Origin of the sequence: Caballeronia sp. (assembly GCF_028292365.1) — a bacterium.
Lineage (GTDB): Bacteria > Pseudomonadota > Gammaproteobacteria > Burkholderiales > Burkholderiaceae > Caballeronia.
This window is the reverse complement of record NZ_JAQGMM010000152.1, coordinates 1-22,086: the sequence shown is the minus strand read 5'-3', so window position 1 is coordinate 22,086 and position 22,086 is coordinate 1. Positions and strand designations below refer to the sequence as shown.

At 59.4% G+C, this 22,086-nt stretch carries 19 protein-coding genes and 3 pseudogenes; 8 read left to right on the top strand and 14 right to left on the bottom strand.

Annotated features, from left to right (window positions below):
- Positions 1 to 32: 32 nt before the first annotated feature.
- Positions 33 to 1,076, top strand: coding sequence for an aldehyde reductase (locus tag JWR14_RS09310; RefSeq protein ID WP_299704900.1), 1,044 nt, complete (start codon positions 33 to 35; stop codon positions 1,074 to 1,076).
- Positions 1,077 to 1,092: 16 nt separating this feature from the next.
- Here the strand turns inward: JWR14_RS09310 and JWR14_RS09305 are convergent.
- Positions 1,093 to 1,242: pseudogene (locus tag JWR14_RS09305) on the bottom strand (winged helix-turn-helix transcriptional regulator); the annotation flags it as partial.
- Positions 1,243 to 1,320: 78 nt separating this feature from the next.
- On the opposite strand from JWR14_RS09305, the gene JWR14_RS09300 reads away from it, so the two are divergent.
- On the top strand, positions 1,321 to 1,749 hold the full coding sequence (locus JWR14_RS09300; protein ID WP_299704897.1) for a hypothetical protein: 429 nt from the start codon (positions 1,321 to 1,323) through the stop codon (positions 1,747 to 1,749).
- A gap of 594 nt (positions 1,750 to 2,343) precedes the next feature.
- On the top strand, positions 2,344 to 2,799 hold the full coding sequence (locus JWR14_RS09295; protein ID WP_299704894.1) for a hypothetical protein: 456 nt from the start codon (positions 2,344 to 2,346) through the stop codon (positions 2,797 to 2,799).
- Between the two features lie 139 nt (positions 2,800 to 2,938).
- Here the strand turns inward: JWR14_RS09295 and JWR14_RS09290 are convergent, their stop codons facing one another.
- Complete coding sequence (locus tag JWR14_RS09290; RefSeq protein ID WP_299704891.1) at positions 2,939 to 3,454, bottom strand: SRPBCC domain-containing protein; 516 nt, start codon at positions 3,452 to 3,454, stop codon at positions 2,939 to 2,941.
- Between the two features lie 327 nt (positions 3,455 to 3,781).
- Here JWR14_RS09290 and JWR14_RS09285 point away from each other — a divergent pair, with 327 nt between their 5' ends.
- Positions 3,782 to 4,108: a hypothetical protein gene (locus JWR14_RS09285; protein WP_299704888.1), complete on the top strand. Its 327-nt coding sequence runs from the start codon at positions 3,782 to 3,784 to the stop codon at positions 4,106 to 4,108.
- A 158-nt stretch (positions 4,109 to 4,266) separates the two neighbouring features.
- Here JWR14_RS09285 and JWR14_RS09280 read toward each other — a convergent pair whose 3' ends face one another.
- Entirely contained in the window at positions 4,267 to 5,127 is an 861-nt protein-coding gene (locus tag JWR14_RS09280) for a helix-turn-helix transcriptional regulator (protein WP_299704885.1), read from the bottom strand.
- A 307-nt stretch (positions 5,128 to 5,434) separates the two neighbouring features.
- Between JWR14_RS09280 and JWR14_RS09275 the strand changes: the two genes are divergently transcribed.
- The 3 genes from JWR14_RS09275 (at position 5,435) to pstS (ending at position 9,779) form a co-directional block, all read left to right on the top strand.
- The gene (locus tag JWR14_RS09275) at positions 5,435 to 6,415 is read left to right on the top strand and encodes a Dyp-type peroxidase (RefSeq protein ID WP_299704882.1); all 981 of its coding nucleotides are present in this window, start codon (positions 5,435 to 5,437) and stop codon (positions 6,413 to 6,415) included.
- 703 nt (positions 6,416 to 7,118) lie between these two features.
- Positions 7,119 to 8,606, top strand: coding sequence for an MFS transporter (locus JWR14_RS09270; RefSeq protein ID WP_299704879.1), 1,488 nt, complete (start codon positions 7,119 to 7,121; stop codon positions 8,604 to 8,606).
- Between the two features lie 84 nt (positions 8,607 to 8,690).
- A complete protein-coding gene (gene pstS, locus JWR14_RS09265) occupies positions 8,691 to 9,779 on the top strand; it encodes a phosphate ABC transporter substrate-binding protein PstS (protein ID WP_299704873.1) in 1,089 nt (362 codons plus the stop codon).
- Positions 9,780 to 9,929: 150 nt separating this feature from the next.
- Here the strand turns inward: pstS and JWR14_RS09260 are convergent.
- Positions 9,930 to 10,556 (bottom strand): annotated as a pseudogene (locus JWR14_RS09260) (TetR/AcrR family transcriptional regulator).
- Between the two features lie 93 nt (positions 10,557 to 10,649).
- On the opposite strand from JWR14_RS09260, the gene JWR14_RS09255 reads away from it, so the two are divergent.
- Positions 10,650 to 11,783, top strand: coding sequence for an MBL fold metallo-hydrolase (locus JWR14_RS09255; protein ID WP_299704870.1), 1,134 nt, complete (start codon positions 10,650 to 10,652; stop codon positions 11,781 to 11,783).
- Between the two features lie 31 nt (positions 11,784 to 11,814).
- Here JWR14_RS09255 and JWR14_RS09250 read toward each other — a convergent pair whose 3' ends face one another.
- From JWR14_RS09250 to JWR14_RS09205, 10 genes and pseudogenes are all read right to left on the bottom strand, one after another.
- Entirely contained in the window at positions 11,815 to 13,749 is a 1,935-nt protein-coding gene (locus JWR14_RS09250; protein ID WP_299704867.1) for an SMP-30/gluconolactonase/LRE family protein, read from the bottom strand.
- 567 nt (positions 13,750 to 14,316) lie between these two features.
- The gene (locus JWR14_RS09245; protein ID WP_299704864.1) at positions 14,317 to 14,445 is read right to left on the bottom strand and encodes a hypothetical protein; all 129 of its coding nucleotides are present in this window, start codon (positions 14,443 to 14,445) and stop codon (positions 14,317 to 14,319) included.
- A gap of 93 nt (positions 14,446 to 14,538) precedes the next feature.
- Positions 14,539 to 16,197: an AMP-binding protein gene (locus JWR14_RS09240; protein ID WP_299704862.1), complete on the bottom strand. Its 1,659-nt coding sequence runs from the start codon at positions 16,195 to 16,197 to the stop codon at positions 14,539 to 14,541.
- 60 nt (positions 16,198 to 16,257) lie between these two features.
- Entirely contained in the window at positions 16,258 to 16,653 is a 396-nt protein-coding gene (locus JWR14_RS09235) for a RidA family protein (protein WP_299704859.1), read from the bottom strand.
- Positions 16,650 to 17,129 (bottom strand): thioesterase family protein, encoded by a 480-nt coding sequence (locus JWR14_RS09230; protein ID WP_299704856.1) that lies wholly within the window; start codon positions 17,127 to 17,129, stop codon positions 16,650 to 16,652. Before JWR14_RS09230 ends, JWR14_RS09235 begins: the two co-directional genes overlap by 4 nt.
- Positions 17,126 to 18,331: an acyl-CoA dehydrogenase family protein gene (locus tag JWR14_RS09225; RefSeq protein WP_299704853.1), complete on the bottom strand. Its 1,206-nt coding sequence runs from the start codon at positions 18,329 to 18,331 to the stop codon at positions 17,126 to 17,128. Before JWR14_RS09225 ends, JWR14_RS09230 begins: the two co-directional genes overlap by 4 nt.
- A 1-nt stretch (position 18,332) precedes the next feature.
- Positions 18,333 to 19,184 (bottom strand): enoyl-CoA hydratase family protein, encoded by an 852-nt coding sequence (locus tag JWR14_RS09220; RefSeq protein ID WP_299704917.1) that lies wholly within the window; start codon positions 19,182 to 19,184, stop codon positions 18,333 to 18,335.
- Between the two features lie 46 nt (positions 19,185 to 19,230).
- Positions 19,231 to 19,839, bottom strand: coding sequence for a MarR family transcriptional regulator (locus JWR14_RS09215; protein WP_299704850.1), 609 nt, complete (start codon positions 19,837 to 19,839; stop codon positions 19,231 to 19,233).
- Positions 19,767 to 20,549, bottom strand: a complete 783-nt coding sequence (locus tag JWR14_RS09210) for an SDR family NAD(P)-dependent oxidoreductase (protein WP_299704847.1) — start codon at positions 20,547 to 20,549, stop codon at positions 19,767 to 19,769. The genes JWR14_RS09215 and JWR14_RS09210 overlap by 73 nt, the downstream gene beginning before the upstream one ends.
- Before the next feature lie 8 nt (positions 20,550 to 20,557).
- Positions 20,558 to 22,086: pseudogene (locus JWR14_RS09205) on the bottom strand (bifunctional salicylyl-CoA 5-hydroxylase/oxidoreductase); the annotation flags it as partial.

Here is a 22,086-nt window from a genome sequence, read left to right as displayed (position 1 = left end):
AACCTGATGAACCACGCAATCAGGAAACCGGCATGAACCAAGAATGGGTACTCGTCACTGGAGGAACTGGATTTATTGCGCAGCACTGCATTCTCGCCTTGTTGCGCGAGGGCTATCGCGTGCGAACCACGGTCCGTTCGCTTGCACGGGAAGCGGAATTGAGAGGCAACCTCAAGACGGGCGGGGCCGAACCAGGTAATCGCCTGTCGTGCGTCACTGCGGATCTGGCTGACGACCATGGCTGGGCGGAAGCCGCCGCCGGATGCGCCTATGTGATGCACGGCGCGTCACCGACGCCATCGGGCGATCAAGTCCGCGAGGAGGACTGGATCAACCCAGCGGTCGACGGCAATCTGCGGGTTCTGCGCGCCGCACGGGACGCCGGGGTCAAGCGCGTGGTACTGACCTCCGCTTTTGGTGCGATCTGTGCTGGGCAACCTTCGCTGACGCGGCCGTTCGACGAGACGGACTGGAGCAATCTGACGGGTAACGTATGGCCGTACCAGAAATCGAAGACCCTTTCCGAGCGCGCGGCCTGGGACTTCATCGCGCGAGAAGGAGGCGACCTGGAGCTAACGGCCATCAATCCGACTGCTGTCCTTGGCCCTGTGCTCGGCCCCGACTATTCGCATTCCGTCCGATTGATAACGAACATGCTGAATGGCCAGCGAGGGTGCCCGAAGGTCAATTGCGGCTTTGTCGACGTGCGAGACGTGGCAGATCTGCATGTGCGAGCGATGACCGACCCTGCCGCCAAAGGAGAGCGCTTTCTCGCGACCGCTGGTGAGAGTCTGTGGCTAATCGACGTAGCGAAGGTGCTACGTTCGCGCATGGGCGCAGCGGCATGCAAGGTGCCGGCGCGTGAGCTTCCCAACTGGCTGGTGCGCCTTGCGGCGCTCAGAAACCCCGCGATGCGAGGCATTGCGACATTGCTCGGCAGGAATATGAATGCCACGAGCGAAAAGGCTGTTCGCATGCTCGGCTGGGCACCGCGTTCGAGTGAAGAGGCCATTGTCGCGACGGCCGAGAGCCTGATTCGGCTCGGCTTGCTCCAGCAGTCAAAAGAAGGCGCTTGAGGCGCCATGTTGGACGTTAAACGGCTTTAGTCATCTCGTCGCGCTGCTCCGCCCATTTTAGGAGTGCCTCCAGGGCGGGGCATATTGCCTGCCCCCAGTCGGTCAACCGATATTCCACCTTGGGCGGAACCTGGGGATAGAGCTTTCTCGCCACAATGTCATCGGCCCCGGGACGATCGGCCGTACCCGACGCCACGCGGGCATTGGCGCATGCAATGGCATCGAATAGTCGCGCTACGGCAAAGTGCCGACCGGCCTGCTGAACAGCATGAACGGCCAGGCGGCCAGGATGCGGACCATCATGGCGGGCGGGTATCCGGGATGGCTGGGCAAGCCATCTTCGGCCTTTTCTTCCGAGCGTTTGAACCGGGTACAGATCCGCATTTCCACTGGTGGCGCATCCGCTCCGAAAGGGGTGCGGAACGCTGACACCCACGGCCGCTTGTCGTCAAAGGCCATGTACATCGGCGTTGCGCAGCAATTCGCGATCATCCGTCTGGTCTTCGAGGGGGCGCTCAGCCTCATCGCCAGGAGTCGGTCTGCGCCGCGTGTGCAGGCAATGCGATCGCGCCGGAACATCATGAACTCCGTGCTGCCGTCGACGCTGGACGCAGGTCCTGAATTGGCCGTTACGGCGAGACGTTGGGCTGCCGCCTGGCAGTCGTCGCAGTAGCACGCATTGACGATAATGGGCTGACCCCAGGCGCTAATCTCGACCGCGCCACATTGACAATGCGCCACGTATGTTGGCTTTCTTGTGGTCATAGGCTCCACTCCGTGAGGCTTGCTCTCTCACACATCAGTTTGAAAGCGATGCAGTTGGCAAGACAGGCCAAAGCCGCAAGTTACGTGAATACGATGACACTTGCGGTATGGCGCGCGCCGGAGGTCTTCGGCGACGGCTGGGCGTTCCTGATCAGTCGTGAGCTCATGCCGGGCCCCCGGCGATACGAATGTCATGCAAGCTTCGCTTCACCCACGATCGTCTTCGCTTCGCCCAATCGTGTTCGAATTCAATTGGTTCACGCCAAGCTGGCTGGTTGGCGTGGAAGCACCGACCCACATTTTCTAGGCGCACTCGGCAAATGATCGCTCCTGACCGGACTGAACCGGACGACGACTGGCCCAGAGCGGACCCTCAAGAGCCAGTCACGGCTCTACAAAGCGTGTCATTCATAGAACAACATTTGCGCCGCATGATTACCTATTTCTTGCTAGAAAAAGCTTTGAACCAGGACTATGATCGGCAAACTGGGTGGCTCTAATTATGAAATTTGCGGAGGTTCCTTTGAGGGCGGAAACTAAATTTATCTTTTTCCCGGGCAACGATACTCCAAACTTAGTTCGAGCCGCAGTCGCAGTATATTGGATTGCGTTTTCAGTTTTTTTCGTCCGTATCGTTCGTGGAGTGGGTGTTCCGCCTTTTAGTACTCCCCGGGAATTGGACGCGGCGATCACGGTGTTTGGGCTGCTCTCCGTAGTTTTAATCTTCTATGCATTCACCATCATGCGGCTTTCGGCTGGAAAGCTTTGGGCAAGAAACGTTGCACTTGTTTTGACGGCATTCCTCATCATAACAACCCTCTACCATCTGTTTGCGGACGGGCTATCCTCCGAGCAGAACAACGTCGTGGGTTTAATAAGCATTGCCGCGGAAACTGTCGCCGGATTATTTTTGCTGACCTCGGAAAGTACCATCTGGTTCAGATCAAAGATTAACTAAAGCTACATATTCAAACGGGCTGGGATGGCTGCTTTGGGGCGCAACGACTGAGGCCCGTCAGCCGACCGACTGGTTCTGGCCGGTCAGGGAACCCGGTCCTTTGATCTTGCCTTGCACGCCTTGCGCGAAAAGCGGGCGCTCAGGGCGCTTTCGCTTCCGCCCGCTGCTTAACTGCGTTATCCATCGCCTGAAAGTTGCGCTGAGTTTCCTCGATGACGTCTTCCGTCAACCGGCCGACGAGCAATCCAGAGAAAGACTCTATTTGCTCAAGGCGTGTTCCGTCCGCCACTGGCGTGAGGTGGATGCAATGCGTACCATCGAAGATGCCTCGAATCCATACACTGCCTCGCCAGCATAGGTCTTGTGCTGGGCGAACGAGCAAAACAGTCGGCTTGAACACCATCGAATCCGGACCCGTGCCTAGCGTAATACGGATTATTGCTCCTTCTCTGAAGTCGCCGTCAACGCGAGTAATGAACGGATTCCAACTGCGATATGCCGCGCTGTTCGATACGACTTTCCAGACATCGGAAGGCGACCGATTGATAAGAACGTCAGCATGCGCGTTGCTGTCCTTGTGCAGAGCAAAAAGAGCGCCATACACGACCACGAGACTGAGAAGCACGCCTTTAAGCAGCAATCTCCGTACGCCCATATTCGCCCCGTCGTCCATTGCGCGTGTGTAACTGCATCTTTGAGTAAGCGGATTGTTGACGATTCGCCAGTCGTTGTCGAGGATCCGCTGAAGGCCGCTTGCGCCTGTTAGCCTTAGGTAACGTCGACGTATTGGAAATCCGCATGACTTCCGATCGTCGACGATGTAGATAACGGCGTCGAATGTCTCTTCATGGCCGCTAGGCCTGTCGTGAGCAAGCAGCACATGACCCCCATTGAATCTTCAGCGTCAGACATTCCCCTTTTGCAGCGTCACGGATCCCTAACGGCGCTACACTAAAGAGCAAGCCGCCCGTCGGAGGAAGCCATGACAGACCTTGACCCTGATACCACCTTTCGAGGGATGCCCCTCACCCCGGAGCAGGACGCGGAAGTGAGGCATTACATTAAATTGCAGACTCAGCGTGGCTTGCCTTGGGACACGTTGGAGCTAAGTGCAATGCTTAAGGACATGTTGCAGCCCCCGAGTGACGAAAACGACGAATTCGACGAGTTCGACACCTCGGCAGACGAGACAAAAGCGGCCGCCGAGCGCGCCATGGGTTCCGTCGAAGAAGAGATGGATGCTACCGAGGCGAGCGAGGAGTGGAATGCCGCGATGGAGTCAGAAATTATGAAAGGGCCCAAGCGGTAAGGCATGCTGCGCCGATACGAAGTTGCCCTCATAGTGGGGAATCGTCCTCAAGGCCCACCACAACCTGGTCTTCAGGTAAATGCGCCAGACCGTAGCCGGTGAGCGGTGGCAGCGCCCAACCGCGCGGCGAAGGCCGAGCGATAAAGAACGCTACGAACTCATTGCGCCACCATCACCGGCGCTATCTCGATCAAGGACCTGAGCCGCTCCTGGTCGACCGGTGTCGCCGGGTTGTAGACGATCATCTGAAGATCCGGTCGCCCATCGACCGCGAAGGAAGAATATTCCAGCGAGATCGGTCCGAGCACAGGGTGGCGCAAGTGCTTGACCCCTTCGCCATAGGTCTGCACCTCATTGTCCTGCCACATGGCGGCGAACTCGGGACTTGACCGGCACAGTTCATCGATGAGCGGCGCCACCTCGGCGTCGGCGCCTGCGCGGGCGGCATCAATCCGGAAGGCGCTCACCACGAAGCGGGCCACGCTTTCCCAATCGAACTGCGCAGCACGGACGCGCGGATCGCAGAAGATCATGCGCAGGATGTTGCGTTGCTTAGGCGGCAGGGAGCCGTAGTCGGTGAGCACAGCCGCAGCCGCCCGGTTCCAGGCGACCACGTCCCACGTCGCCGTCCTGACGATCGCCGGACTATAGGGCAGCGCCTCGAGAAGGCGCTGCAGTCGTGGCGTGATGGCGTCACCGCCGCGATAGCGGACTTCAGGCGGATGGCCAAGGCCGAGCAGGAACACGTGTTCGCGCTCGACCTCAGTCAGCATCAGCGCGCTCGCGATACGGTCCAGCACCTCCGCTGACGGATTACCGCCGCGCCCCTGCTCCAGCCACGTGTACCAGGCCGCACTGATATTGGCGCGCTGCGCCACCTCCTCCCGGCGCAATCCCGCCGTCCGCCGCCGGCTACCGGAAAAGCCGAAGGTCGCAGGATCGAGCTTCGTCCGCCGGTTCTTCAGATAGCTGCCGAGCCGATTGTCGTTCGCGTTTGAGCTCTCGTTCTCGTGGGACATGCGCAACCTGTTAGACGTATACCTGAATAATGCCATCACTTTAACAGGATGATTTTACCTCGTACGAGGAGGTTCCACGAAGGAACGCAGCCAGGGATTAGCGCGGAGTTTGCTAGCTCAAGGGCCTTACAAAAGTGCAGCGCTCGGGTGGCGACGCCAAACACCAAACAGAAAATCTGCCTTCACACTCGCGCCGATCCCGAGAATTGACTAACCTTGTCAAAACATCCCGCAACGGAGTCCTGGCATCGGTAAAGCGCCCGTTCGCTCTTGCCGGACTCCCTGACAAATCGAGAATATTCATCCGATGCCCACCGACATTCCAGAGCCTCAAGCTGTTTGCGATTCAATCTCCCGCAGCGCGATCTTCATGGTCGCCACGCTTAAAGACAGTCCCGACAGCGCACGCACAGTGCGCGCGTTATGCGCTGACGTCGCCGGTCTGGTTCGCGCGGTCGGCACGCGCGCGCCTACGGCCAACCTCTCGTGCGTCTGCGGTTTCGGCTCTGACGGATGGAATACGCTTTTCGGTGCGCCACGTCCCGCGAACCTTCACGCCTTCCGCGAGTTTGGCGAGGGCAAGCGCCGCGCTATTGGCACGCCGGGCGATATCCTGCTGCATATCCGCGCGGACCATATGGATCTCTGCTTTGAGCTCGCTGCCCTCTTGATGGAGCGCCTGCGCGACGCGGTCTCAGTGGTCGATGAAGTCCACGGCTTTCGCTATTTCGACCTGCGCGACATGGTGGGTTTTGTCGATGGCACGGAAAACCCGAGTGGCCGCGAAGCAGTCGAGTTCGCCCTCATTAGCGATCAGGATCCGGCATTTGCGGGTGGCAGCTACGTGATGGTGCAGAAGTACCTGCATGACATGGTGGCTTGGGAATCGCTGCCGGTCGAGGCTCAGGAACGCATTATCGGCCGCAAGAAATTGTCTGACGTCGAGCTCGCCGAAGGAGTGAAGCCCTCGTCTTCGCACAGCTCGCTGACGACTATCGAGAAGGACGGCAAGGAAGTGAAGATCCTGCGTCACAACATGGCATTCGGCCGTCCAGGCGCAGGCGAGTTTGGCACCTACTTTATTGGCTATGCGAGTTCGCCCGAACCCATTGAGCAGATGCTCGAAAACATGTTTGTCGGACGCCCTCCCGGCAACTACGACCGGCTTCTTGATTACAGCCGCGCGGTCACGGGTGGCCTGTTCTTCGTTCCGTCGGCTTCCATGCTTGAGGAGCTCGCGGATCGTGATCCGCAACCTTCAAGGAATGAAGCGGCTTCGGCTGGGTGATCGCTGGAAGCGCAAGCCGGTAGACCTCGTTCGTGTTGCTACCCCAGAAAACTTGGCCGGGCAGTCCTGCTACGTAAAGACGGAACGCTAGCGATAACTGACCGGCTGAAAACGCAACGGCTCGTTGTGTTTGTCGACGCTGTGTTACTTCGCCCCGCAAGAATGATCCCCTGCGGGGAATCCATACAAGCAGATTACCCGGACAAATATCTCATATCGGAAGCGCATTTTCACTAAGCGCGAAGTGTTGATTGCTGTCGATCAGCGAGTAACGACCGACCCGATTTCGATCACTTATTTCGATCACTTATTTCGATCACTTAATCAGCGCATTCAAAGCGATTCAGAACCCTCGGGCAAGCAGGCTTCGATGGAAGCAGCATGCGAACGCACCAGCCTTTCTTCTTCACTGCAGCAAGCTTACAAACCCGGTCAGCCATGGGTCCGCTACCGGTCCGCTCTTGTCATCTGCACGACACCTACCCCCGTCACGATGGCCATCTGGCATCGCACATTCTTGCGAAGGATTCGCTTCGACCATCGGACGAGACGTGTTGCATCAGCCAGTACCGGTTCCAGATTCGCGTGCCGCAATTGGCACGCTCAGCTAAGCCTCAGCTAAGCGACTGCGCTCGCGAGTAACTGATCTCCAGCGTCTTGTCGCCATCGAAAAAAATAGCCGCAATCGCACCAGGAGCGAGACATGCATGATGTGGCAGATTCCGACAGGTTGCAGAGCAACGGTGTGAAGTCGGTCCAGCAGTACATCGATGAACACCCGATGTGGCCCGACGGGACACACCTTGCATCGGTACCCATGACCGCGATGCAATGGCGCATCTGGGCGCTGGCCGCAGCGGGAAAGTTCTTTGAAGGATTTGTCGTTTTCATGACGGGGGTGGCACTCCCGCTGATCTCGCGCGAGTTCGGCATCAGTGCGGCGCAGAACGGCTTCATCAGCGCCGCGAGCCTGATGGGCATCCTGGTCGGAGCGGTGGGTCTCGGTGGCATGTCCGACTACTTCGGGCGTAAGCGGATGTTCATCGTGGAGATGATCATCTTCGTAGCCTTTCTGGTGTTGCTCGTTCTTTGCACCAACTTCACGTCGCTCGTGATCTGCCTTTTTGGACTCGGCGTGGCACTCGGTTGTGATTATCCAACCGCGCACATGATCATCTCCGAAAGCATCCCTAGCAGCAGCCGGGGCAAGCTTGTGCTGGCAGCGTTCGGCTTCCAGGCGTTGGGCGCGCTCGGCGGCACGGCTGTGGGCTTCCTGGTCCTCTCGACCATCCCGACACTCGATTCATGGCGCTGGATGTACGGCACGGCGATCATCCCGGCGCTGGCGGTGACCATCGGCCGCTTCTACATCACGGAAAGCCCGAGCTGGCTGCATATTCGCGGTGCGGTCGACCGCGCGGAAGCCGCTGCGCAGCGATTGCTCGTGCGTAGCCCGCAGTACCCGACGAGTATTGCGTTGTCGCGCGAAGTGGAAATGGCCGCCACGGGCCACGGCGGCAACAAGAGCTTTTCCGCGCTATTCGCGCGGCGCAACCTGCGAGCCACGATCCTGGCCTCGGTACCGTGGTTCCTGCAGGACCTTGGCACGTACGGCATCGGCATCTTCACGCCGACCATTCTCGCAGCGGCGTTCGGCAGCAAACCGGATCATGTTCGCAGCATTAGCGACCTGGTACTGAACGACATACTCGCGGCCAAGGGCTCTGCCCTCATCACCATGCTGCTGATTGTCGGCATCGTCTTCGCGGTCATCCTCGCGGACAAGGTCGGACGGATCTGGCTGCAAGTCATTGGCTTCATCGGCTGCGCGGCGGGCCTCCTGATTGCTTCGTTATCCGATGGATTTGAAGGTTCGACCAAGACGGTGGTGATTTTCGCTGGCTTCATGCTCTTCAATTTCATGACCAACCTGGGTCCGAACGCACAGACGTACCTGCTCGCAGGCGAAGTGTTTCCAACGGCCATTCGCGGCACCGGCGCCGGGTTCGCGGCAGCTGTCGGCAAGATCGGCGCGGTCGCGACGGCGTTCCTGTTCCCCATTCTGCTCACGGGCATTGGCACCGGTCCGCTTCTCTACATTCTCGTGGGCACATCGATTCTCGGCGCCGTGGTGACGTGGATCTTCCGCATCGAGACAAACGGCGTGAGCCTTGACGACATTGGACGATAGGTTGGCCGACAGGCACGCGCTCACAGACCGCCACGATGTTCCCCACGCAAGAGATGGTTTCCCCGTATCGCGACGGAGACGTGCATGACTAAGCAATATAAAAACCCGGCACGGCGGATTCGCCCGCACCGGTTCGCGGCCCTGCCGCTGTACATGGCTGCGTTCGGCCTGATGACGAGCGCGTTGGCCAATGCACAGGACCTCACATTGAGCGAAACCGGTTCGACCTTAATGTATCCACTCTTCACAACGTGGGTGGCTGAGTACATGAAGTCTCATCCCGGCGTTCACATTACAGTGGGTGAGACAGGCTCCGAGGCCGGCATCCAGCAAGTGCTGGCCGGCAAGGTTCAGATAGGCGCATCCGACGCCTATATGTCCGATGCCGACATGCGGCAACACCCGCAGTTCATCAACGTCCCGCTGGCCATTGCCGCGCAGACGGTCAACTACAACCTGCCCGGTCTCAACGCGACGCATCTCAAGTTGGACGGACCGGTGCTCGCCGGCATCTACACAGGCGAGATTCGCAACTGGGATGCGCCGCAGATCGCCGCGCTCAATCCGGGCGTAACGTTACCGCATCATCCGATCGTGCCGATCCATCGGGCCGAAGGCTCTGGAGACACCTTCGTGTTCACCCAGTTCCTGTCGTTCTCGACGCCAAACTGGGAAAGTAACCAGGGATACGGCACGTCCATCTCGTGGCCGAGCGTGCCGGGCAGTGCGACCGCAACGGGAAACGCGGGCATCGTGCAGGCGCTGCAGACAACGCCCTACTCGATCGGTTATGTCGGCGTCAGTTTTACTGACAAGCTCGCCGCGCATCTCGGCACCGCCGCGCTCAAGAATGGAGCAGGCGAATTTGTTACGCCAAGCAAAGACACGATCACGGCAGGCGCCGCTTCACTCGGTCCGCGCACGCCGGCTGACGAACGCTTGAGCCTTGTGTTCGCGCCGGCATCGGGCTCTTACCCACTCGTCAATTATGAATACGCGGTCGTGTCGACGAAGCAGCCTGACGCCACGACTGCGGCGGCGCTGCGCAGGTTCCTGCTCTGGTCGATCGTGCCATCCGAGACCAATGAGGCGTACCTCGATACGGTGCACTTCATTCCGTTGCCACCGCATACGTGGGAGTTGAGCCAGGCGCAGGTCCAGTCAATCAAGTAGCAGTGAATGCGGCAATCAATCATAAGAAAGTACCTGCATCCGGACAACGCACTCGAAGCTGGTGCGTTGTCCGAAACATCTGAGCTAAACCAAATCAATACCGGAGTTTACGAGGCCCGTTTGCCACGCGTTACGCTCATCGCGCATCTGTCATGCGTAGCGCGCAAGAAACATATCAGCGGCAGATTCCGCTACTTGTTTTTGTTCACGCTTGCTGAGGGGAGACTGCCCCATTGTCACTTGCGGCCAGAAAGCAAACGCCTTGACGAGAGCCTGCAACTGCAGCGAAGCGAACACGGGGTCCGATGTCTTGAGCCGGCCATCGGCAGTGGCTGCGCGTATCCACACGGTCAGGTCTTCTTCGCGCTCACCCATGCGAGCCACCATGTCGCGCGCACGCTCCGGCGAATGAATGCCTGCCGCGATTGCCACGCGCGCGAGCGAGAGGAATGCCTCGTTGTTTAAAAGACTCAGCTTTTTCAGCAGCAACTGGAGCAACTGCGCGCGCAACGGCTGCGAGTTGGAATAAGCAGGAGCCTCTCCCGTATCACTCGAGTCCCACAGCTGCCGCAGGATGGCTGCGAACAGCGCTTCCTTGCTTGGAAAATGGTTGTAGACCGTGCGCTTCGATACGCCCGCGCGGGCTGCGACGCGGTCCATGCTGGTTGCGTCGAAACCCGCTGCGAGAAATTCTTAGATAGCCGCAGCGATCACGGCGGCGCGCTTGCGATCGGTCAGGCGTGGCAGGTTGGCAGTAAGGTCGGCGGTCGTATTCATCGATAAATTTTACACCAGGCAGTTTACTTTTTTCTACGATAAACTACACTGTGCAGTCTACTTTCCATGCTTTCAAAATTGGGACGCCATTACATGACATCGTTCACCGGTTCCATCCGCCGTGCTTTGGGGCTAACAGCGGCGCAACGTGGCCGCGAATCATTCGACTCGTCAACACAGCACAATGGCGAGCGCTTCCGTAATGTCAGCCCTCGTCCCGTGGAAGGAAACGGCAAGACCCTGGGCATCGTATGGAATCTGTTGTTCAAGAAACCCGACGGCACTGTGCCATCAAGCCCCCTGCCTGTCGATGCGCTGACGTGTGAACAACTTGACGCGGCGCCTGACCGCAGCTTGTTTCGCCTTGGTCATTCAACCATGTTGCTCAAGCTACGCGGTCAGTTCTGGCTGACTGACCCGGTCTTCGCCGAACGTGCATCACCGTTCAAACGGTTTGGTCCAAAACGCTTTCATGCCCCGCCCATTGCGCTCGCTGACTTGCCGCCGCTGCGTGGCGTGATCCTGTCCCACGACCACTACGACCATCTGGATCGCGAGACGGTCCTTGCACTCGCGAACACCACGAGCATTTTTTTGACGCCGCTGGGTGTGGGCGACCGGCTCATCGAGTGGGGTATCGACGCGTCGAAGGTTCGTCAGTTCGACTGGTGGCAGGGAGTTGAGATCGACGGCCTCGCGTTCACGGCAACACCTTCGCAGCATTTCTCCGGCCGCAGTCTCTTCGATGGCAACAGCACCTTGTGGGCCTCGTGGGTCATCGTCGACGCTGATCTGCGCGTGTTCTTCAGCGGCGATACGGGCTACTTCGACGGCTTCAGGACGATTGGTGAACGACTGGGTCCATTCGACGTGACGATGATCGAGACGGGTGCCTACGATGCCCAATGGCCGTACGTACACATGCAGCCCGACGAAACCGTGCAGGCCCACCTCGATCTGCGCGGCGACTGGCTGATGCCGGTTCACAACGGCACGTTCGATCTCGCGATGCATCGCTGGCAGGAGCCGTTCGAGCGCGTGACGGGGCTCGCCGCGGCAAGGGGCATTCCGCTCGCGACGCCGCGCATGGGAGAGCGGCTTGACCTGGCCGCGCCCCACCGCGGTCAGCGGTGGTGGCGCGAGGCGGCGGACGCCGTGCAGGCGCCCAGGGCCGTGCGGCGATGGTTCTCGTGCCGCAATGCCGGCCAGGCGAATTCGCAGGGCTAACTATTTATTCACGCGTGCCTGTCAATTCCAGCTACGACCCGGGCGTCCACCGATAAACAATGATGCTGGACTGGTTGTAGTTGTCCTTCGTGACCACATACTCGCCAGTCGATCGCAGGTATGACCTCAGGCCGTACATCGAATCAACGTTGTTGCCCACGTCCACGGTAGCGGGGCTGCTATTGGTGAACGTAGTGTCCAGGCTACCCGTGGCGAGATTGAAGGCGTCAATGTTGGGCACGGTGCCTACGTATCCAACGAACAAATAGTTGCCGGCGGCCGTGATCGATTTCGGATTGGCGCTGGTGAGGTTGATCACCGGATTCGGCGCGCTCTGGTTGCCTGCGAGCCAGCCGTGATACACCTCGACCCGTGTTCCTATCGAGGTCCAGTCTGTACTCCCGAGTATGCCTTGCGCCAGGATCATGGTGTCGCTCCCCGGGAGGTAGATGATCCGCGTCATCGGCCAGATGGACCTCGGCGTAGCATACGCAATGCCCGCTCCCCAGCTCGGCTTGCCGTTGGCATCAAAGCCGGTCAACGGATAGTAGTAGATGCGGTTCGTCCGGTCCGGGCCGGCCCAGACATTTCCGTTGCTGTCGAGACAGAATCCTCCCGTGATCAGCGCAGTGGCATTGAACGCCGGGCCGGGCAAAGATCCATCAGGGATGGCGATGTAGCCATTGGCGGCGTTGAAGTGGAAGAAGTAAAAAATCCCCGGATTCTGCCCAGCCGCCACCAGGATCCGGTTTGCGCCGACCGTGGCAATTTGCGCGAAGTGCTCGCCGCGCTGGGTGTCGCTCATGTCGATTCGTGGATCGGACGGGTAGTCGATCGGATCAACCGTGTTCGCCACGAATGTTCCGCCCGCGGTGCCCGTGTAGACGTTGAAGCCGCCGTAGAAATTTGCGCCGTCTGTCGCGGGATCCGGTACTCCGTTGCCTTCAAAATTGAGTGCCTGAAGCGTCCATCGCAGGGTGCCTGAACTGTCGTAGGCGTGGATGTCGGTAGTACCGTTACGGCCGAGATCCCAGGTTCCACCCCACGGGTTGTTGAGGACATACAGATTGCCTACGGCGTCCTTGCCGATGCCGGCCACCCGCGTGAAGCGCTTGTCGCCGACCTGGCCTTTGATGCCCGTCGTTGTGTCGAGATATCCGCCCTGAATGCCGAACGTGCCGACCTGAGTGGGTTGACCTGTGCTACCCGCGGTCTGGTAGATCTTGATGTTCATGTCGGGCCCCTCGTCACCGACCAAAAGCTGTCCAGCCGTTGCATCGAAATACAGCGCGCTCGGGCGTGACGTGGCTGACATCTGGATCGTATTCAACGCTGCGCCGGCCGGACTGAATTCGACAACCGTGCCGGCATTCTCTTGCGCGACCCAGACATTGCCGGCGCTGTCCAAGGCGAGCGCCCCAGGCGCTGCCACATTGATATCACTCTGCCAGACACCGTCGGTCGTGAAGGCCCGGACGCGATTTCCAGGGAAGTCGCTCGCATAAAGCAGGGAGCCAGATGTCGCGAGTCCCGTCACGACATCGCCCCGCGTCTGGGTCGTTGTCGCGCTGACGGAGATGGAGAGATCGCGTGTTTTACTGATTCGGTTATATCGCCCTACCCAGCCACTCCCGTTAGTCCTGTCATATTGCAAGGCTGCAAAGATTGAAGTTGCGTTGCCCGTAATGGCGCTGCCCTGGAACTCGTTATGGATACCGATGGAACCCACGTTTTGGCGGTTGCCGTAGATAGCGACGCCACCTTCGTTTTCGTCCCACAGGGAAGCGGTATAAATAGTCCCCTCGGGCGCGACCCACATGGAGCGGGCGCCATTACCGACATAGGTGGAATTCGTTCCATAGGTGTTCGCAACCCAGTCAGTGGTGTATTGCGCATGGCACTCCGGCGCTATTGTCGCGATCAACACAGCGGCAGCAAATACGGCATGAATGCGTTTTTTTAACATGAAGATTGGTCTCATAACGGTCGTCTGATCCAGATACAGGATGCGCGGGCAATGAAACCCCTAAGCCCGCGACCCATGGGTTGGCGCTTGATTGTGTTAAACGTAAAAATTAAACAGCGCTCTTATGGAATCAAGAAAATCGGCACCGCGTTCTGCCGCTGGTTTTGTCACTTACGGTCAATGCAGTGCTAGAAGGCATATGCCAAGTAACCCTTACGCTATAGGGCTAAATCCCCAAACTCCCGGTAATATTTTGTACATACCGTAAAAAATATCGTCTTACCTAATCGTATGAGGAAAATATTCGAAAATGCATCGATAAAAAATCAAAAATAAATAGATGAAGCAAAGCAATGTCACCAAAGCGAATGAATAAATGCGCTATGGCCGCCGGAAATACGAATATGACGGCGTGCGTCAGTGTGACGAACTGACCGATTCAACGTCTTGCCGGCAATATGTTCATAAGCCGAACGACGCCAGAGGGCGGCCGGCAATACTGGCGGTCTTGTGTCAAGAAGGCGGGTTATTGTCTAGCCGGAAAGGCGTCAACTGCCAGATGGTGGGTCACGCGTCCAGCCTGGAGGTGTCCGGCCCTGAACAGATGCCAAAGCCGGTCTGCAGCGAGGTGATCGCGTCAACGGTTTCCTGCACGAGCGTCGCGACCAGTTCTGCGGCGGGCATCGCTCGCGACAACCGGACCGCCTCTCCGGCCCATTGTGCGGCGAAAGCTGAATTGCCATGGCCTTCGCCGCGGCATTGAGCGCTCTGGCGGCGCCAAAGGCAACATCAGGACCCCGCCTGCGCCCGCAACGCAAACCGCTTCAGCTTGCCCGTCTCGGTGCGAGGCAACGCGTCAATAAACTCGATCGCGCGCGGATACTTATACGGCGCGATCTGTTCCTTCACGAAGGTTTGTAGCTGCATCACCAACGCGTCGCTCGCTACAAATCCTGCGCTAAGAACAACAAATGCCTTGGCAATTTGTCCGCGCTCGTCGTCGGCCACGCTAACTACCCCGCATTCCGCCACCGCTTCATGTAACAGCAGCGCGCTTTCTACTTCCGGGCCCGAGATGTTATAGCCAGCCGAGATGATCATGTCGTCTGCACGTGACTGATAATAGACGTAACCATCGGCGTCGATACAAACCGAATCGCCCGGAAGATTCCATCCGTCGCGAACAAAACTACGCTGCCGTGAATCACTCAGATAGTGGCAACCGGTCGGACCCTTGACCGCGAGCATGCCGATCTCGCCAACGGGAACGGGCTGCATGTTGTTGTCCACGGCCTGCACCACGTAGCCCGGCACCGCGCGCCCGATCGCCCGGTCGCGCGTCTGTCCGTCGGCGCTCGACACAAAGATGTGGATCATTTCGGTGCTGCCAATGCCGTCGATCATTTGCAAACCCGTGGCTTGCCGCCAGAGCTTGCGTGTGGCATCGGGCAACGCTTCGCCCGCCGAGACGCTTTTTCCAAGCGTCGATAGATCAAAACGTGAAGCGAGGCCCGCCATTTGCCGATAGAACGTCGGCGCCGTGAACATGATGGTTGCGCGAAAACGCTCGACCACTTGCAGCAGCGTCTCGGGCGTCAACTTCTCGATCAATACAGTCGATGCTCCCGCACGTAACGGAAAGCACAACAAGCCACCCAACCCGAAGGTGAATGCTAGCGGGGGCGTGCCGCAGAATATATCGTCGGCGGTGGGGTTGAGGATATGGCGCGGAAACAGGTCGCACATCGCAACCACGTCGCGATGAAAATGCATGCAACCCTTCGGCATTCCCGTCGTGCCGCTAGTGAACGCGATCAGGCAGACGTCGTCGGCAGCGGTGTCCACCGCCGTGTAGTCGGCAGGTTGAAGCAAGGCGATGGTATCGACGGAATCGGCGCCATCGTCATGAAAGAGCCTTGTTTGAAGCAGGCTTTCGCAAAAGTATGCGCTCGATGGATCGCTGCAATGCGCGAGTTCATCGAGCAGACGCGCGTCGCATAGCGCCGCCGAGACCTGTGCTTTATCGATGATCTGCTTCAGTTCCTTAGAACGCAGAAGCGGCATGGTAGGCACCACCACGAGCCCCGCCTTCAACGACGCGAGCCACGCGATCGCCATGTGCAGCGTGTTCGGTCCACGCAGCAAGATACGGTTGCCCGGCACCAGTCCCATCACCCCGGTCAGCACATGCGCGGTCTGGTTCACGCGCGTGCGCAATTCGCTATACGTGGTCGCGTGCGGAGCGCCATCGACGTCGGACCAGATCGCGGGTCGCGCGCCCTGCCCGCGCGCCCGATGCTCATCGATTATCCGGTCGAGCAGTTCGACCGCGCAATTCAGGCGCGCCGGATAAGAGACGTCGGGGTTGTCGAGCAGAAACTCCGGCCACTCGCCGGGCGGCGGCAGGTTGTCGCGGGAAAACGTATCGACGTGAGCCGAAGGTTCCATGATGAGCTCCGAGAACAACGAAATAAGCGACTAGATAGGGGACGAGACAAGCGGCGTTAGTTAATCCGGAATAACGGCGGTGGCTTCGATCTCCACCTTGGCTTCGTCTTCAATGAGCGCGACCACTTGCACGGCGCTCATCGCAATGTCGTAGTTGCCGATCAGTTCGCGAAACGCACTGCCCACGTCCCTCAGCGCAGCGACATATTCCCGCTTGTCGATCACGTACCAGGTTAGCCGCACGAGATGTTCCGGGCGCCCGCCTGCCGCGTCGAGCACCGCGACTATGTTGGCCAGCGCCTGATGCGCCTGCGCGCCGAAGTCGCTGCTCTGGAAGTGGCCTTGCGCGTCCCAGCCAATCTGCCCTGCAATGAAGACCTGCGTGCCACGCGCGGCAACGCCGTTCGCGTATCCGCGCGGCTTGACCCAGCCGACTGGGAGCAATGCTTTTTTCATGACCGCGTCTCCTTGAGATCGTCCTTGAGTTCGTCTTTTACTTCGGCAAGCGCCGCAGGGTTAAAGCGTGTCAACGCGGCGCGAATGTCGTCGGGAATATCGATCGACACCCCGGATTCAAGCGACGTTGTCACCAGCACCTGGCGCGCAAGAAAGCGCATTTCGCCATGCGACTGTGCGTCAATCACAATGCCGACAGAACGAGCACCGATACGATCAAGCGTCAGCGACAGCACAAGCGTATCGCCCATCTGGCTTGGCTTCGAAAACGTGCAATCGAGCTTCACGATCGGCAGGCCGACACGGCGCGTGCTGATCATCGAAGCGTAGTTAATGTCGAGTGCTTCGTTGAACCAGTCCTCTACAAGCGCGTTGGTCATCACGAGGTACTGCGGAAAAAATACGATGCCGGCAGGATCGCAATGCGAAAAACGAATGCGCACCGGCCGCTCGAAATGGGTCGATGTTTCCATCATGCGTTCCTAGCGGCATGAGCCTTGAGCAGGTCGCGCCCGACAATCAACTGCTGCACTTCGGTCGCGCCTTCGTAGATGCGCAGTGCACGAATCTCCCGATACAGTTGTTCGACCACCGCACCGCTTTGCACGCCACTACCACCCCACAATTGCACGGCCGCATCAATAACCTGCTGAGCACCCTCGCTCGCGTGCCACTTCGCCAATGCAGCTTCACGCGTGACCGACTTGCCGGAATCGCGCATCCAGGCCGCCCGATAAACGAGCAACGCGGAGCTGTCGATAGTGAGGGCCATTTGCGCGAGCTTCGCCTGCGTCAGTTGAAAGTCGCCCAGCGTCTGCCCGAACATTTTGCGCGACGCGGCGCGTTCGATCCCTTCGCTCATGGCTCGCCGCGCAAAGCCAAGCGACGCGGCCGCAACCGACGTGCGAAAGATGTCGAGCGTCCGCATCGCAAGCTTGAAACCTTCGCCGCGATTTCCCAGTAAAGCGGTGCGCGGCACGCGTGCGTTCTCGAAAGAAAGGCGCGCTAGCGGATGCGGCGCGATCACATCGAGCCGCTCGGCAATGCGCAGTCCCGGTGTATCCGCATCGACGATAAACGCGCTGATGCCACGCGCCCCCGCTGCCTCGCCGGTACGCGCAAAGACCACGTAAAAATCCGCGATGCCGCCGTTCGAGATCCAGGTCTTCTCGCCATCGAGCACGTAAGAATCGCCGTCTTCACGCGCACTGAGCGCGAGCGCCGCGACGTCCGAGCCTGCATCGGGTTCCGTCAACGCAAACGCCGCGATTGCCTCGCCGCTTGCCACACGCGGCAGATAACGCTGCTTTTGCACTTCGTTGCCGCCAAGCGAAATTGCACCCGATCCAAGTCCTTGCATCGCAAGCGCGAAATCAGCCAGACCGCTGTGGCGAGCAAGCGTTTCGCGCAGCAGGCAAACGGCGCGCGTGTCGATGGTGTCGCCGTGTCCGCCGTAAGCGGTGCCGCCTATGCCATAACGCAGCCACCCCGCCTCACCAAGCTCGCGTACGAGACGACGGCAGATCGCATCGACGTTCGCATGATTCGCCTGCGTGTCACCCAGATGTTCCGATGCCCACGCGTCAATACGCGCGCCTAGTTCGCGATGCCGTTCTTCGAAGAACGGCCATGCGAGGGCATCGTGGAAAGCGGCAGATGATGTTTGAGGATTGGCCAACTTAATCTCCCTCGAACACGGGCCGCGTCTTCGCAGCAAATGCGCGATACGCGCGGCCGAAATCATTCGTCGCCATGCAGATTGCCTGCGCCTGCGCTTCGGATTCAATGGCGTCGTCAATGCTCATGCTCCACTCCTGTTGCAGCATCTTCTTCGTGATGCCATGCGCGAAAGTCGGTCCCGATGCAAGGTCGGACGCGAGCGATTGCGCTTCGCGCAGAACGTCGTCCGGATCACATAGACGGTTGTAGAAGCCCCACGCAAAACCCTCGTCGCCGCTTGCCGAACGTCCGGTGAAAAGCAGTTCGGCCGCTCTTCCCTGACCAATGATGCGCGGCAGGATCGCACAGGCGCCCATGTCGCAACCGGCCAGTCCCACACGGGTGAACAGGAACGCGAGCTTGCTTCGCGCAGTGCCCAGGCGCATGTCCGAAGCCATCGCCAGGATCGCGCCCGCTCCGGCGCAGATGCCATCAACGGCTGCAACAATCGGTTGCGGGCAATGGCGCATCGCCTTGACTAGGTCGCCCGTCATGCGCGTGAACATAAGCAGCTCGGGCATGGGCAAATCGACGAGCGGCGCGATGATGTCGTGCACGTCGCCACCGGAGCAGAAGTTGCCTCCGGCGCCGTGGATCACGATGCTCTTGACATCGGTTGCGTAAGCAAGCTGGCGGAACAGGTCGCGCAACTCCGCATACGATTCGAACGTCAACGGATTCTTGCGCTCGGGCCGGTCAAGCGTGATCGTGCCAACGCCCTGCTCTACCGTCCAGCCAAAGTGCTTCGCGCGATAGTCGCCGAGCGTCGTGCGGTTACCGGCAAAAAGCGCGGTGGTGCTGTCGTTCTTCAACTGTCCGTTCATCGACTGTCTCCGTATCTGTGTATGTCGCCAGGCTTCACGAGTCCGTGCGCTCGCGCAAGTGCTGCTTGAGCTTGCCCAGCTTCTGATGCATGCGCGCCTTGTCCGCCAGTGGCAACCCGCCGAACAATTCGACGACCCATTGTTCATGCGCGCGCGCCATGCGGTCGAATGACTCGCGGCCATGCGCGGTGAGGCGCACGGCAAACGAACGGCGGTCATTTGGATCGGTATCGCGTACGACAAATCCTTCCTTCTCCAACTGGTCCGTGAGGCCCGTCACGTTGCCGCCTGTGACCATCAGACGTCGCGACAGCTCGTTCATCTTCAGGCCTTCGGGATGGCGCTCGAGTTGCGCCATCATGTCGAAGCGCGGCAGCGTAGTGTCGAATTCGGCGCGCAAGCGACGGCGCAGTTCGGCCTGCACCATGTTGGTCGTGGTCAGCATGCGCAGCCATAAGCGCAGTCCCATGTGGCTGTCGACCCCTGTGCTCATCTCAAGGTCAACGACATTGCCGGCGGCCTTGGCCTTTTCGGGCGCGGCAGTTTTAACCGTGCGGGCAGCGGGCTTGTTCACGTTACTTCTCCACCTGAGATAGAAATGGTCTGACCGGTGATCGATCGTGACTCCGGCAAGCACAGCCATAACGCAGAATTGGCGACTTCGTCCGGCGTCACGAAACGACGTTGCGGATTCGATCGCAGCAGTGCTTCGCGTGCCTCGTCCTCGCTACGTCCGGTCTGCGCAACGATCTTTTCTATCGACTGTTCGAGCAGCCCTGTTTCCGTATAACCGGGACAAACGGCGTTGACGGTCACACCGCGCGTGGCGACTTCCAGGGCCAGTGAACGCGTCATGCCGATCACGCCATGCTTGGCCGCGCAATAAGCAGCCACGTAGGCGTAACCGACCTGACCCGCGGTACTGGCTACGTTGACAATGCGCCCGCTGCGACGATCAAGCATTGCCGGCAGAACCTCTTGCGTGCAGAGAAACACGCCCGTCAGATTCACATCGAGCATGCGTTTCCACAGCGCCAGATCAGTCTTTGCAAACGGCGCTGCCTCGGCCTGTCCCGCGTTATTCACGAGGATGTCGATGAACCCATGTTCGCGCGCAGCAGCAAACGCCGCGGCGACGGAATCGGCGGACGTGACATCGACGCTCTGCACATGCACGGTTCCCGCTTCGCTCAGGACTTCAGCCTGATAGGCGAGCCGCGCCGCATCCCGGCCCATCAATGTGACCTGTGCGCCGGCGGTCACCAGCGCGTGCGCAACCGCGGCGCCAATACCACTGCCGCCGCCTGTGACCACCGCGTGCTGGCCTGCGAGTGGATGCGTAGCTGTGTGCATGCCCGGGTTCATGCTTCGCCCTCCGCACGCTGCGCGCGCTCGCGTTCATAGCTGCGCTCGAGCTGCGACTTTGCGGCGAAATATTGCTTGGGCCAGGTGATATCGACGTAACCAATCTTCGCGGCCTGATCGAGTGTCCACGAAGGATTGGCAAGATGTGGACGCGCCACGGCGCAGAGGTCGGCGCGGCCCGCAGCAATGATGCTGTTCACATGGTCGGCTTCCGAGATCGCCCCAACCGCGATGGTCGCAATGCCTGCTTCGTTACGCACGCGATCCGAGAAAGGTGTCTGGAACATGCGGCCATAGACCGGCTTCTCTTCCTTGCTCACCTGTCCCGACGATACGTCGATCATGTCCGCGCCTGCTTCCTTGAACGCTCGCGCGATCAGTACAGCGTCGTCGGGCGTGATGCCGCCATCCACCCAATCGTGCGCCGAGATGCGCACGGAAATGGGTTTGTCCTTGGGCCAAGCTGCACGGATTGCGTTGAATACTTCGATCGGAAAACGCAGACGGTTCACGGGCGAACCACCGTATTCATCGTCGCGTTGATTCGTCAGCGGGGAGAGAAACCCGGATAGCAGATAACCATGCGCACAGTGCAGTTCAAGCCAGTCGAAACCGGCGTTCGCGGCGAGTTCGGTCGAGCGCACGAACTGCGCCTTGATCTCTTGCAGATCATCCGTGGTTGCTGCGTGCGACCATTGACTGATGCCTTTCAAATACTGCTGCCGCGACGCCGATACGATAGGCCAGTTGCCTTCCTCAAGCGGCTTGTCTGTCCCCTCCCAACTCACGCGCGTGGATGCCTTCGCACCCGCATGACCCAACTGAATGCCGATCTTTGCATCGCTCTGGTAATGCACGAAATCGACAATACGCCGCCACGCGTCACGTTGCGCGTCGTTGTACAGACCGGGACATCCCGGCGTGATACGACCTTCGGGCGAGACGCAAGTCATCTCAGTCATCACCAGTGCCGCGCCGCCCATGGCGCGCGCGCCGAGATGCATCAGATGGTAGTCACCAGCAATGCCATCGACAGCCGAGTACTGCGCCATGGGAGAGACCACCACGCGATTCTTCAACGTCACGCCGCGCACGGTGAAGGGCGTAAACATCGGCGGGACGGAACGCTTGCCGTTGTCTATCTCAAGTCCCGAACGCTGTGCGATCCAGTTTTCAAACTCGGCGAGATACGCGGCGTCGCGTGAACGCAGGTTTTCATGGGAGATGCGCTGCGAACGTGTGAGCAACGAATAAGCGAATTGCTCCGGCTCGAAAGACGCATAACGGTCCACGTTTTCGAACCATTCGGTGGAGTTGCGCGCGGCGTTCTGGATGCGCAGGACATCGACACTGCGTACGTCCGTGTAGTGATCGAGAGCGGCGGGCAGATCGCCTGGATGCGCCGCGATGCTGTTCGTCAGTTCGATCGCATCTTCAAGCGCGAGCTTGGTGCCCGAGCCGATCGAGAAGTGCGCCGTGTGCGCGGCATCGCCCATCAGGACCACGGGTGTCACGCTGCCATTGC